This window comes from Helicobacter canis, assembly GCF_900451095.1.
Lineage (GTDB): Bacteria > Campylobacterota > Campylobacteria > Campylobacterales > Helicobacteraceae > Helicobacter_B > Helicobacter_B zhangjianzhongii.
This window is the reverse complement of sequence record NZ_UGHV01000001.1, coordinates 1,077,759-1,091,585: the sequence shown is the minus strand read 5'-3', so window position 1 is coordinate 1,091,585 and position 13,827 is coordinate 1,077,759. Positions and strand designations below refer to the sequence as shown.

Below are 13,827 nucleotides of genomic sequence, written 5' to 3'. Positions count from 1 at the left end.
TAGTCCTTTGGGGAGATTTCGGTGGATTGTAGCGTATTTGGCGTGATTTATGCTTGTATTTGTGCTTAATCTATCTTGCGCTATGATGTGGGATTGATTGATTATACTATCTCAAGGGGCAAGCGTGCGATATTATCAGCGATTTTGGCAGTTTGGCAAAAAGATGCGCATAATGCTTGGGCTACTTGGTGTGCTACTGCTTCTAGGGTGTGAAAACTCCCTAGATTCTATCAAAGATCGGCGCATACTACATATCGGCATATCTAAGGCGACACCGCCCTTTGGCTATGTGGATTCTAGGGGGGAGTTTGCTGGGCTTGAAGTGCTGCTTGGCAAAAAGCTTGCCAAAGATCTCTTAGGCGATGAATCGCGCGTGAGTTTTCAGGCGATCACACAAGAGCTAGCCCACAAGCTCCTAGAATCTGGCGAGCTTGACATCGTGCTAGCAAGCTCCTTTGCCATAGCAGAAAATCCGCACGCCCTAATCTCTAGCACGCCCTATATGTATGCAAATATCAGCGTGCTAGGCAAGAGTAGCCAGCCCAAAGGCATACAAGAGCTAGCAGCCTCTGCGGTGCTTGTGCGCCAAGACTCCATAGCTGCGGCGTATTTTGCTAGCAACTACCCCACAATCACCCTGCAAACCTGCCTAGATCTGCGTGAATGCCTTGCTAGCTTTGTGCGAGAGGAAAACACCTACTTCGCCGATAGCGATATGATCATCACAGCACTTGCCCGCCAGAATCCAAGCTTTGTCATAAGTGTGCCAGCCCTAGGCGACCCTTATCCCATAGCACCACTGCTTAAATCATCTAGCACCAGCTTGCATAATTGGCTTGATAAAGAAATCACTATCTTGCATAAAGAAGGATTTCTCAAGCAGGCTTTCTCAAGTGCGCTGCAATCCTATGATGATGAGCAATCCTTGCGCTAGATAGCCTAGTCTTGCACATACCCCAAGCACAGAGTCTAACCAGCCCCAAGCACACACTGCGTAAATCGCTCACTGACTCTTTCACTCTATGGGTGGATTTTGGATTCTAGCTTTTCTATCTAGCTCTTTTGAGATAGAGACCATACGATCTTATAGCCCAAGGATCTCATCTAAGCATTTCATTATAAAATTTGCAATTATACTTCTACTTTTTCCACACTATATGCCCATTGATATTATGCTTTTCATAAATGCTTAAAACCTCTTCTAAAAATGCCACAAGCTCACTCTCACCAGAATCTTTTGCAGATTCTAGCATTTGGATAAACATCTTTTTGCCTGTTTCAGTTTGCTTTAGATTTTTCTTTAAAAAATTATGCCTACTACATAGAGTTTGCCCATTTTCTAAAACCGCTTTTCCACCTAAATCCTTTGGTTTTATATGGTCTATATGCAGCTCCACTCCTTCTTTTTTGCCCATTCCACATATCACACATTTATAATCATCTCACTCTAAAATCTGCTTTTTTAACGCTGGGCTAAAGTCCTCTAAATCTTGCCTTAAATTTACAAAATCTGGGTCATAGTGATAAACTCCCTTTGCAATCTTTTGCAAATAGCCTCTTTGGTGCAAACTCCTAATACCCCTATACGGATCTCTAAAAACTTTTCCTGTGCGTTTTTGCCATTCTTTAACCACCCAATCCACCACTTCAGGGTGTTTAATATCTCGCTTTGGATTTGCCTTAAAAAATTCCATTATTAAATCAAGTTGAGAGCCATTATTTTTCATCAAAAATTCCCCTTTCTTTTTCTATTGCTTCTAAAAATCGTTTTTTGCTTAGTTCGCAATATGCCTTATCTAGCTCAATGCCAATAAAGCACCGATTGTTAAGATAAGATTCTATCATTGTCGTGCCACTGCCACAAAATGGATCAAGCACCACATCACCCACATAGGAAAATAGCTTAATGCACCGCTTCGGCAGCTCTCTAGGAAAAGGGGCTGGGTGTCCTATGCGTTTTTTAGACTCTCCATTAAAGCTCCATAATCCATTCGTCCAAGCCATAAACTCTTCCTTGCTTATATCACTCTCCCCCTTATGTTTTTTCTTCCAAGCTCCCTTATAAAGCACGACTATAAGCTCCACAGGTGCGATGACATAAGGGGCTGATGCACTAAGCCAACTTCCCCAAGCTGTGCGGCGTGAGATATTACCCTCATTCCAAATGATTGTGCTGTGATAATTCCAGCCAATTTGCTTTGCTAAAGTGGTTAAATCCGCCCCCACGCTTTGCTGTCCGCCTTTGTTTTTGTCAAGTGGGATATTTAGGCAAAATCTTGCCCCATCTTTTGCCCAAAAGTAGCAATTTTCTATCCATTTTTGAGAGAATTCTAAATAGCTTTCATAAGAGTTAGAATCTTCATTGGAGTTGTATTCAATACCCACATTATAAGGTGGGGAAGTGATGATTAAATCAAGTGATTTTTCTTGCAAAATTGTTTTATCAAGGCAAGTGTGATTAAACAATATCGCATTCTTGTAGCTAAAGGGCGTGCCGTGTAGTGGCATTGCTACGCCCTATCTCACACGCACGGCAAGTGCGCTTGTTTTGGCGAAAAACTCGCTATCATACATAGCTTCTGCCAAAGCTTGACTTAAGATATACTCCCCAGCAAGCGTGGCGGTGCATTTGATAAAGACTTGGTGCGTGTTGTAGGTGGTCGCACCAGAGCCAAAATCTAGCCACTCATCGAAGAAAAACGACACCCTATCGCGCCCTATATCCATATAGCTTGCGCGGTTGTTTGCCTGCATAAAGGCGCGATCTGGGCTAGCCTTTGAGCCTTGCTCATCATCATTAGTAATGCGCGTGTTTTGGATCTCCCAGCCAGATGGGATAATTTGCGTGAGAGCTAGGTTGCGCACGGGCTTTGCGCCAAGGTTGCTAAGCTTTAGTGCGATGTAAAACTCATCGCCCTTTTTAAGCGTAGCAGGGTCAATACTTACGCGCACGCCATTATCATCAATTTTGAAAAACTCCCTTTGCAGAGCCAAATTCTGCGAGCTAGCTGGGAGTGCAAGCGGGCTAGCACTAGGCACGCCCGTGCTTGCCAAAGAGACATAGAGTGTATCTAGAGCTTGCAAGCTCTCTGTGCCATCTCCTAGCTTGAAGGTGCTAGGCTTGGTGATACTATGCTCCTTGCCATTTAGGATAAAGCGCACTGCCTTAGCCTGCGCCTTTTTGGATTCTAGGCTGGCTGGATCTTGCAGTGTGCTTAGGGCTAGTAAGCTTGTAGCGATATCCTGCGTGCCAAGCCACCGCTCATCTTGGAGAGATTTAGCAAGGGAATTTAGCAGGGCTAAATGCGGCTTCTCATCAATGATAGATAAGAAATACGCGCTTAAAGCCTGATTGCTTAGCGCGCTTCCATAGTAATAATAGCTGCCAAACACGCGATCAAAGTCATCGACATTTTTACGATAGTGGCTTGCTTCAAGCAAGTTCGCTGGGAGCTTGGCGCGGATCTCTTTGCTAATGCTATCTAGCCCGCTAAGCTTATAGCTAGCAGCCAAAGCTAGCTTCTCTCGCACGGAGAGCTGTGTAAAGCTTTGCGTATAGGCTTGATTCATCGCAGCAATATTTGGCGTGCCAGCTAGAGCTAGGACAAAGAGCGGCAAAGTCTTAAGCGGATCGAGCTCGCTTGGTGCTTGCACGCGCCTTGTGGCATAGCGCGCGTAGGATTTTAGGCTAGATTCTGGCACTTCATAGCCCTTAGCTTTTGCGATAGTAAGGAAAAGCGCGGCATAATCACTGCCAAAGGCATTGTCCTCTTTAGAATCTATCCAATACCCAAAGCCCCCGCTGCTATGCTGGAATTTGACAATGCGGTTTATGGACTTTTGCACCTTAGCTTTTCTGCTTTCTTCACTCTCAAATCGCGTGCCATCAAAGCCAAGCAGTAGCGGCATAGTCGCAGAGATACTTTGCTCAATGCAGCCATAAATATATGAGAGTAGATACTCGACCTTATCTTGATATGAGAAAAGCAGCGTAGGCGAGATGGTAAGCTTGCGTGTAAGAGATTCTGGAATATATACTGCGCTTGGCTTAAACTCCTTGCGCTCTTTTGCCTGCAAGCTAAAGAGCTCTTCTTGTGTCTGGGCTGGAGTGGGGGTGGTGGTGTGTAGGATATAGCGGTTGCTTTGGGTGATTTGCTTCTGGCTTATCTTGCTTGGGTCGCTAGAATCTACTTGCACTTTGCTTGTGATTGTAACTTCTGCTTCTCCTAGCTTTTTAGGGCTTATGGCAAGGTATTGCATAAAGCGCGTGCGCTTGTCGTTCATACTAGATTCTAGCTTTTTGATTGCTACTTCACCGCTAGATTCTATCTCCACACTCTTCAGTGCCACGCCATCTTGGGCGATCACCTCAACAGGCGCGATAATGGTGTCATTAAGCTTAATTTCATCAGGGACATTGGAGTAGAGATTGGCAGCTTGGGCGATTTGGACGCTAGATTCTGCGCTGCCTACACTGCCCTGCTCACTTGCTACAAGCATTATACGCGCGCTGCCCACATAGTTTGGCAGCTGGTATTCTATGCTTGCTTTGCCGCTCTCATCACTTAGCCCACTTGTGAAGTAGATGAGATTTTCTCTGCGCCTTTTGCTAAAGTTAGCAGCTTGGGTTAGAGCCTCTTCATCACCGCCGATTAGCACACTTTGATGCACTATGCCGAAGAGTCGCTCCATAAACTCATCAAAATTATCATAATGCATAATGCCGTAGTTAATCTTGGTGTAGAGCTTCATAGGATCTGGCGTGCGGAAGTTGATGATATTTAAGATCCCCCCATCAACGATTGCAAGCGTGTAAGCCATTTTGCGCTTGTTGGGATTGGCGATTTGTATTTGTAGCTTTGAGCCGGGCTTTATGGATTCTGGTGCGTTGATCACTGGGGCAAGCTTAAGGCTAGGGTCTTGCACAGGGATAGTGATCACCCCAAAGCTTCGTTTAATGGCAGCACGCTTTTTATCCGTGCTGGATTCTAGCTCACTAGAATCCAGCGGCGTATCTTTTGCCACAAGGGTTACGCTTGCGTGGATATTTGGGGCATATTGCGCTAGCAGTGGGATTGTGTAGGTGGTCTTAGGCTCTTTGATTGAGATAAGCTCACTTTTTATGATCTCATCGCCATAGCTTAGGGTGATGAGTGCTTGATGAAAGCCTTTGGAGTTAAAGCGTAGCTGCGCACTCTCTCCTGCTTCATACTCTAGCTTATCAAGCTCTAAAGGCAGCTGCATAGGATTTGCCTTAATGGCGGCATCGCCATACATATCTGCCACAAGCCACACGACCTTAGGCGCACTTACTCCATCATCTAGCTCGATAAACACAGAGTCATAGTCTTCTACCAAAGAGCGTAGATCTTCTTCTAGCGCGATAGGCTTAGCAGCAGAAGTAATGCTGCCTTCTTTAATAAGTGTGGTGTTTATATCGCTTTTGATTTTGGCATTAAATCGCTCTTGCACATCATAGTCAAACCACCAGTAGCGATTGTTGCGGTAGATTTTATAGCGGATTGCTCTATTGGCTATGGGACTATCTTTTAGCGGGTCTAGCACGATTATAGGCAGCGACAGGGGCTGGCTTAGATCCACATAGTGCGGGATCTGCCCCACACCTATCACACTACCAGAGCCAAAATACTCCACCGCCGTGCCGTTTATCACAGGGTGTCCGGTGGCTTCAAACACTTGCGCCTTAATCCCTATGCGTAGATTCTGTGAGCTAGCAAGATCACTAAGTGGGAGTGAGAAGCTTGCTTTGCCACTCTCATCTAAAGTGCCTTGCAGGGTTTTGTCATAGCCAGATTGTGTGCTTGGCAGTGTGAAGTCAAAGCTTGGGTAGGCTTTTGATTTGTATTGCAGTGGCGTGGCTTGGAGATTGACCCGATAGGCTAGCCCTGCAGACTTCGCGCCTGTAAGGTAGCTGCTCTCTAGATAGAAATTTAGCACATCTTTGCTGCTGCTAATATGCTTTGGCGCATCAATATCTACGCGGATTTTATTGGGCGTGATGTGCTCGACTTGGAAATTCCTGCTAAAGCTCTCACTCCCTATACTCCAAATCGCGCGATAGCCGCCGGTTAGGGTAGTAGCATCAGTGTCAAACACATAGCTATAAAGTCCATAGCCTATGGGCTTTATAGGCTTATCTTTTAGCACCTTTTGTCCGCGCGGGTTGATTATAGTAAGCAAAATGGGCGCATCTTGTATCCGCTCATCGCGCACTAGGGCATTAAGCTGGATAGACTCTCCCGGATTTGCCAGCCCCCTATCTGTGTAGGTGAAAACCTTGCGCTTCCTGCTCTGCGCACCGCTTGTATCCACACCATCATAAAAGCGTCCATCATAGCGCAGGGGGATATAGGATTTATCATTATTAGATTCTGCGATGATATAGGCTGGGCGCAGGGCATAGTCTTTTGAAGGCTCATTGTCTTTATCTTTTATGATCTTGCCCCCTAGTGCGCTTGATTTGTAGGTGCTAAGTGTGGCAAAGCCTTTAGAATCGCTCGTGGCAGAATCTATCAAGCGATGCGTGCTTGAAAACAAAGAGAGCTTGACACTAGAGAGCGGCTCGCTAGAGCTAGAGTCAAAGGCATAGGCATTGATCTTCTCTCCATCTTGCTCAGCGATTAAAGCGATATTTGAGATGATAAGCAGCTTGCTAGGGCTTTGGGAGTATGCTACCCACTCATCATCTCCCGCCCATTCATCCCATTCATCATCGCCCTCTTTATTTGGATACACAAGATCGCTGCTTTTTGTCCTAAAAGCTAGCATATACGCGCCTTTTTGTGTATCTTGCTTTAGGAGCTCTCTTAGATCAAGCACGCTTTGAGTTTGATCTTTACTAAGGTCAAAGCTAATTTCTTGCTCAAAGATCTTATCACCAAAAGAATCTTGCCCAGACGAATACTGCAGGGCATTGGCTAGGTTTTCATCAGGGATTTTATAGATACTAAGCGTGCTTTTTCTCACTCCTGTGCTAAGCACACCGATTTTCACATCACCATCGCGGCTCATCATCGTGCCTGCTTGGGCAAACTTCAGCTCTGGCTGGAGAGCTGGGAAGCTTAGACTTGTGTCTTTCTCATCGATTGGGTGGCTATATGTGATACTATAAGTGGCATTTGGCTTAAACTCCCCGGTGATGATAAGCTTGCTGCCTTGTGCTAGCACTTTATCAATCATATCTCTACCAGCAGAATTTAGCACTTTTACACTATTTCGCGCCTTTTGTGAATCTAGGTGCAAGTCTTTGTCAAGGTAGATTTCTAGCGTCTTTTGCCTGCTATATGCTTGTATGCCAAGCACTTTGGCACTCTTGCTACTAGAATCTAAAGTGATTGCTTTGCTAAAGTCCTTTGCCACTTGGATTTTATACTCTTTAGACTCTTTGGGCGCGCTAAAGCGCAGCTCCCACTCGTGCGGGCTTTGCTCTGTGAGCTGTGAAGGCGATATAGGATCGGAATCTATGAAGATTTGCTCCGCTAGTGCGAGATCTTGCATAGCGATGCTTGTAAAAAGTGGCAGAGTAACCTCTACACTAGAGTCTTGCGCATTAGGATCTTGTGCCATAAAGGTAGGATACCCAAAGCGCACTTGCAAGGCTTCTTTAGCCTGTGTGGGGCTTTTAGGAGCAAAGATAGCAAATAGCAAAAGAGCTACAAGCACGCAAAAAAGAGCTATGATTAGCGGCTTTTTACGCGCAAGAATACTTGCTATGGATTCTAAGTGTTTCTGGCTAGGGTTTGGGGTATTTGTGGGGCTAGATTCTGGCATTGTGTCTCCTTAAGATGTGTTGCTTAGGCGTTTCCTTAAAGGCTGCTTGTTAGGCTACTTTTGGCTTAAAGCGTGTATTATAGCAAGTAATGCATTATATTTTTACTCAAGGTGCCACTATGCCAAAGCCCCACAAAATCCCTGCAAAACGCTTAAGACTATGGAGTGTGGTGGGGCTTTGTGTGGCTTTTGTGGGTGTATTGTGGATACTTAGCGATACAAGCACGCTTAGCTTTGAGCAAGAGTCTTTAGTAAGCTTTGATAGAGATGATGAGCTACTAAGCTTTTTTGTCAATGAGCAAGATAATTTCAAAATCAGCATAAACACCGATAAAACTCCGCTGCCAGAGCTTGTGCGAAATCTCGTCATACTCTATGAAGATAAGCGGTTTTATGAGCACTATGGGGTAGATTTGCTAGCACTTGCTCGCACGATATGGGGCAATCTCATCTACCACAAACGCCACGGGGCTAGCACTATCACTATGCAAGTGGCAAAGCTTGGCAGCAGAGATAAGCGCACCTTGTGGAACAAATTCACCCAGACCCTCCAAGCCCTGCGCCTAGAATCTAGCACAAGCAAGCAAGAAATCTTGCGCCTCTATCTTGATAATACTCCCTATGGCAGCAATATTGTGGGCATAAAGAGTGCTGCCCTGCTCTACTTCCACCGCCAGCTAGAGAGTCTCACCCCAGCCCAAGCCGCCTTGCTCGCTGTGCTGCCAAACACGCCCAACCTGCTCTTCACCAATCCGCAAAAGCTCCTACAAAAGCGCGATATGCTGCTAAAAAGAGCGTTAGATTCTAGGCTAATTAGCGAGATGGACTACAAGCTAGCTCTACTAGAGCCAGCCCCCACTCTGCAAAAGTCAAACTCCATAGCCCCGCACTTAACGCGCCACCTAGCCAAACACTCAAGCCAAAGGGTCTTGCGCACCACGCTTAGCAAGCCACTCCAGCTACACCTAGAATCTATGCTTAAAGACTACGCCCAAATCACACAAGATAAAGGCGTGGCAAATCTCTCCTGCCTTGTGATAGAAGCAAAAAGTGGCGATGTCTTAGGCTATGTCGGCTCGCAGGATTTTTATGATCTAGCGCAGCTTGGGCAAGTTGATGGCGTGCAAGCAAAGCGCAATGTCGGCTCAACACTTAAACCATTTCTCTACGCACTAGCCCTAGACTCTGGGCTTATAATCCCCCAAACCAAGCTCAAAGATACCAATCAATTCTACGGGAATTTCAACCCCCACAACAATTCGCGCCAATTCTATGGGCAAGCAAGCGCGCTATGGGCACTGCGCAACTCGCTTAATGCGCCTTTTGTCGCACTGCTACAAGAGTATGGTGTGCAGGAGTTTTTCTACTTTTTGCGCGAAAATGCGCCCTTTAGCGACCGCGATTATGCGAAATATGGGCTTTCTCTAATACTTGGGACAAAGGAGCTTAGTCTCTACCAGCTTGCTACACTCTATCTAGGACTGCGCAGAGGCGGGGAGTTTATATCCCCTAGCTTGCTCAAAGGCTCAAAAGCCCCCAACACAAAGCCAAGTATAAGCCTAGGATCTAAAAGCCTAGAATCCACTTTTGAAAATAACGCACAAGACTACATTAAGACCCAAGCCGCCACCGCCGCCCGCTCTACTATCTCCCAAGCAAGCGCGTATTTAGCCCTACAAGCCCTGCTTAATCTGCCCATAAACGCTAGAAGCTCTGTTTTTGCGCATAAAGTAGCGTGGAAAAGCGGCACAAGCTATGGCAATGTCGATAGCTGGGCGATCGGGGTAAGTGATGAGTTTATCGTAGCGGTGTGGGGCGGGAATTTTAATGCAAAATCTAGTGTAAATCTCACAGGCAGGGAGATTGCCGGGGTGGCTATGTTTGATATTTTTGAGCTTTTAGGAGGCAATAGTATGCGTGCATTTGGAGAGTGGCAGCGTGTGGGCAAGTGGAGTAGCACGCCTAGATTCCGCCAAGTGCGTATCGATAGCGATGGCTATCGCACTTTGGAGAAAAATGCTAGGCTTGCTACTATGCCTTATTACGCCAAGCCCTTACGCACAAAAGAGCAGCTAGATAAAGATAGCTCTATCATCATCTACCCTACCCAAGATCTACGCTTCTCGCGCCTATCTCATAGCGATGATGGCATTGTGGCACTAGTGCGCAGCAATGAGCTAGCCTACTTTTTTCTAAACAGCGAGTTTATCGGCACTAGCCACATTGGGCGGCTAAAAATCTCGCCCAAAATTGGCACAAACACGCTCTATGTCATCACACAAGGCGGCGAGCACTCTAGCGTGCGATTTAGAGTCTTGGAATAAGCCTTAGATTAGTCCCTATAATCTCTCTATGATCTCTAGGCTTGCGCGATAGATCTAGCTTGCCGCACGCGGGGCTTTGGTGCTAAGGGCGTGGCAAGCTAGGCGTGGAAAAGAGCGTTAGCAAAGCTAGTGCGCGGAGGCTTGCAAGATTTTTGCAAAAATGGCGTGGTTTTGCGCTACAATTTGCGCCGATCGGTTTGGTCGTGTTATTTGAAAGCTGTGCCAAAGTGTGTCAAACTAAGCTACATACGCAAGCACACCCCAAAAGCCAAAGCCCCAATCGCACCCTTGAATCAAACCCCTAGAATCCACTTTTGACAAACACAAAAAGTGGATTCTAGTTATTAGGCTATGGATTGCCACGAGGTGCAAGCCAATGACAGCAAAACACGCCGCTAGTGAGATTCTAGGGAAAACGCCGAAAATGCAAACCCAGAATCCACTTGTAAAACTTGCGAACAACAAAAGTGGATTCTAGGGGTTGGAGTTTGTTGCCCAATGGGATTCTAAGATTGCGAGACTAGAATCGTAACTTTTCGCAGGTGAGCAAGGAGATAAGACTGATGGTCTATTGACGCAGTGAACCGATGAAATCCACGATTCTAGTCCGCAAGCTGAATCCCTTAGCAAAAGTGGATTCTAGCCACTAGCCCATTGTCATACTAAGCTTTGCAAAGTATCTCATCAAAAGCTTCTTTAGAGAGGGCTAACACACAAAACACAAGGATTGTAATGAAAAATGATGTCTTGCAGCTAGGCAGCTTCCACTTCACCAGCCGCTTTATCCTAGGCTCTGGGAAATACTCCTTAGAGCTTATAGACTCCGCTATCACGCAGGCAAAGGCAGAGATCATCACACTCGCCCTGCGCCGCGCCAACCCACAAGGGCTAGAAAATATCCTAGATCATATCCCCAAGCATATCACCCTGCTGCCCAACACTTCTGGGGCGAGAAACGCACAAGAAGCCCTGCGTATCGCGCGGCTTGCTAGGGAGATCTGTGGGGCAAAACTTATCAAAATCGAAGTGATTGGGGATAGCAAATATCTCTTGCCAAATAATTATGAAACCACAAAAGCTGTGGAGCTGCTAGCAAATGATGGCTTCACGCCACTGCCTTATATGTCAGCTGATCTCTACGCCGCACGCGATATGTGCAATGCCGGGGCAGCGGCGATTATGCCTCTAGCTGCGCCCATTGGGAGCAATAAGGGGCTATGTGCCAAAGAGTTTATCCAAATCCTGCTTGATGAAATCGCCCTGCCCATTATTGTTGATGCAGGGCTTGGCTCGCCAGCCCAAGCGTGCGAAGCTATGCAAATGGGCGCAGCAGCAGTTATGGTAAATACCGCCATAGCAGAATCTAGCCATATCCCGCAGATGGCGCGGGCATTTGCCTTAGCTGTGGAGGCTGGCAGGGCTGCCTATCTCGCAGGGCTAGCTCCCATAAGCGCACCCAAGCCTAGCTCGCCCACGACTGATTCTTTGGGCTTTTTGCGCGATTAGGAGGGGGTATGCGGCGTGATTGTATGACATATCTGCCCTTTATGGAGCAGCTTGATAGCGATATGCTAGAGTGCGTGCTAGAGCAGGTGGCACGCTATGATGAGAGAAGCTTTAGCGCAGATGATGTGAAGCGCGCCTTGCAGGCTACAAGCCTAAAAATAGAGCATTTGCAAGCCCTGCTCTCTCCCGCAGCAGAAGAGTTTATAGAAGAGTTAGCGATAAAAAGTGCTAGCATAAAGCGCAAATATTTTGGCAGCAATATCGCTCTTTTTACGCCTTTGTATCTTAGCAATCACTGCTCGAGTAAGTGCGTGTATTGTGGATTCCAAAAGGGCAATCCAATCGCACGCGCCAAGCTTAGTGAGCGAGAAATCCACCAAGAAATGCAGGCAATCGCACAAAGTGGCTTGCAAGAAGTGCTTATGCTTACAGGAGAGGGCAGGGAGTATGCAAGCGTGGAGTATATCGCTAGGGCTTGTGCCATAGCAAAAGAGTATTTCAAAGTCATAGGCGTAGAAGTCTATCCAATGAATACCGATGAATACGCGCTTTTGCACGAAAATGGCTGTGAGTATGTAACGATTTTCCAAGAGACTTATGATCCTATATGCTACGCTAGAATCCACACTGCTGGGGAGAAATGCGTCTTCCCCTATCGATTTTATGGGCAAGAGAGAGCATTACGCGCTGGGTTTAGGGGGGTGGGATTTGGCGCGCTGCTAGGGATTGGGGACTTCCGCAAAGACGCGCTTGCTACTGCGCTGCACGCGCATTTTTTGCAAGCACGCTACCCCCACGCAGAAATCGCCCTATCAATCCCGCGACTACGCCCTATCATCAACAACCGCAAAATCTCCCCCAAAGATGTGGGCGAGAAGCGGCTGCTACAAGTGCTATGCGCGTATCGGCTCTTTTTGCCATACTCAAGTATCACTATTTCTAGTCGCGAGCGCAAGGGGCTAAGAGATGAGTTTATCAAGCTTGGGGCGAGCAAGATGAGTGCTGGGGTGTCTGTGGGCATTGGGGGAAAAAGCTTTGAGCAAAAGGGTGATGAGCAGTTTGATATAGCGGATTCTAGGGGGGTTGGTGAGATTATGACTATGCTTAAGCAAAGTGCCTTGCAGCCGGTATTAAGCGATAGTATTTATGTGGGCTAATGCGCTACAACAAAGCGGGCAAAGAGATCATCGCCATAACAGATTCTAGGATTTGTAAGGGCGATTTGCTAGAGCGCATAGAGCTGCTAGCTCAAAGTGGGGTAAAAGCCATTATCCTGCGAGAGAAGCAGCTGGAAGCTAGCGCGTATCGCGCTTTAGCAAAGCAAGCCCTAGCGATATGCGCTAGGGCAGGGGCGGCGTGTATTTTGCACTCTTTTATTGAAGTAGCTAGAGAGCTTGGCGTGAGTGCTCTGCACTGCCAAAGCTCACAGATCGCGCATTTGCCGCGCTTGCGGCGGGAGTTTGCCACGCTTGGAGTCTCTGTGCATAGTGTGGAGGAGTATAAGGCTGCTAGGGAATGGGTAGATTATGTCATCATCGGGCATATTTTTGCTAGCTCGTGTAAGGTGGGAGTGGAGGCAAGGGGGCTAAAGCTACTAGAATCTATCATCGCTATTGCTAAGGATTCGGTCTTGGGTAGTCATAGCGGCGATTTTAAGGATTTTAGAGGAACCGCAGACCTCTTGTCTAGCTCCCCCCTAAAATCCTTAAAAAGCACCGCTAGCACCACCGCAACTCCTAGAATCCTAGAAGAAAAACAAGCCGAGTGTGAAAAAGTGGATTCTAGGAAAAAAGCTGAAAATGTAGATAAATTGCCAAACGACCAGGCTGAAGTCGTGTTTGATAAAAAAGCCGCAGGCGGAAGGATTTTTGATGAAAAAGCGGGGTTGTGCAGTGGCGAGCAAGGAGATAAGACTTGCGGTCTATCGACACAGCGAGCCACAAACTCCCCGCTTTTTCGCAAAAAGCCAACGCCAAAACAAAGTCCTGCGCTACAAGGACTCTATGCTATCGGCGGTATCACGCTAGAAACCCTGCCAGCTTTAGCAAATATGCCAATCTCTGGGGTATGTATGCGCCAAGCCCTTATGCAAGCCCCAAATCCAAAGGCTTATATCAAAAATGCCATAACTTTAGGCAAATCTGCCTATATTTTACATAAAATGTAAAATATATATTGACATAATCATATAAAAACAATACAATCG

Annotated in this window: 9 protein-coding genes; 5 read left to right on the top strand and 4 right to left on the bottom strand. The window is 46.7% G+C overall.

The features are described 5' to 3' along the window. Nucleotides 1-124 precede the first annotated feature (124 nt). A complete protein-coding gene (locus tag DX060_RS05085; RefSeq protein WP_115011449.1) occupies nucleotides 125-934 on the top strand; it encodes a transporter substrate-binding domain-containing protein in 810 nt (269 codons plus the stop codon). A 205-nt stretch (nucleotides 935-1,139) separates the two neighbouring features. Here DX060_RS05085 and DX060_RS11950 read toward each other — a convergent pair whose 3' ends face one another. Genes DX060_RS11950 through DX060_RS05070 form a run of 4 tightly spaced genes read right to left on the bottom strand, consistent with a single transcriptional unit; the run spans nucleotide 1,140 to nucleotide 7,791 of the window. Next, nucleotides 1,140-1,427: an HNH endonuclease gene (locus tag DX060_RS11950; protein WP_258552206.1), complete on the bottom strand. Its 288-nt coding sequence runs from the start codon at nucleotides 1,425-1,427 to the stop codon at nucleotides 1,140-1,142. A gap of 15 nt (nucleotides 1,428-1,442) precedes the next feature. Beyond that, the gene (locus DX060_RS11945) at nucleotides 1,443-1,727 is read right to left on the bottom strand and encodes an HNH endonuclease (RefSeq protein WP_258552315.1); all 285 of its coding nucleotides are present in this window, start codon (nucleotides 1,725-1,727) and stop codon (nucleotides 1,443-1,445) included. After that, entirely contained in the window at nucleotides 1,717-2,508 is a 792-nt protein-coding gene (locus DX060_RS05075; protein ID WP_115011448.1) for a DNA-methyltransferase, read from the bottom strand. The genes DX060_RS11945 and DX060_RS05075 overlap by 11 nt, the downstream gene beginning before the upstream one ends. A gap of 9 nt (nucleotides 2,509-2,517) precedes the next feature. Continuing rightward, nucleotides 2,518-7,791 carry an alpha-2-macroglobulin family protein gene (locus DX060_RS05070; RefSeq protein ID WP_115011447.1) on the bottom strand — a complete coding sequence of 1,758 codons (5,274 nt, stop codon included), beginning with the start codon at nucleotides 7,789-7,791 and terminating at the stop codon, nucleotides 2,518-2,520. 119 nt (nucleotides 7,792-7,910) lie between these two features. On the opposite strand from DX060_RS05070, the gene pbpC reads away from it, so the two are divergent. The 4 genes from pbpC (at nucleotide 7,911) to DX060_RS05045 (ending at nucleotide 13,788) form a co-directional block, all read left to right on the top strand. After that, nucleotides 7,911-10,115 (top strand): penicillin-binding protein 1C, encoded by a 2,205-nt coding sequence (pbpC, locus tag DX060_RS05065; RefSeq protein WP_181814197.1) that lies wholly within the window; start codon nucleotides 7,911-7,913, stop codon nucleotides 10,113-10,115. Nucleotides 10,116-10,847: 732 nt separating this feature from the next. After that, nucleotides 10,848-11,621, top strand: coding sequence for a thiazole synthase (locus tag DX060_RS05055; protein WP_115011444.1), 774 nt, complete (start codon nucleotides 10,848-10,850; stop codon nucleotides 11,619-11,621). Between the two features lie 8 nt (nucleotides 11,622-11,629). Continuing rightward, nucleotides 11,630-12,778: a 2-iminoacetate synthase ThiH gene (gene thiH, locus DX060_RS05050; protein WP_115011443.1), complete on the top strand. Its 1,149-nt coding sequence runs from the start codon at nucleotides 11,630-11,632 to the stop codon at nucleotides 12,776-12,778. Continuing rightward, on the top strand, nucleotides 12,778-13,788 hold the full coding sequence (locus DX060_RS05045) for a thiamine phosphate synthase (protein WP_115011442.1): 1,011 nt from the start codon (nucleotides 12,778-12,780) through the stop codon (nucleotides 13,786-13,788). The genes thiH and DX060_RS05045 overlap by 1 nt, the downstream gene beginning before the upstream one ends. Nucleotides 13,789-13,827 lie beyond the last annotated feature (39 nt).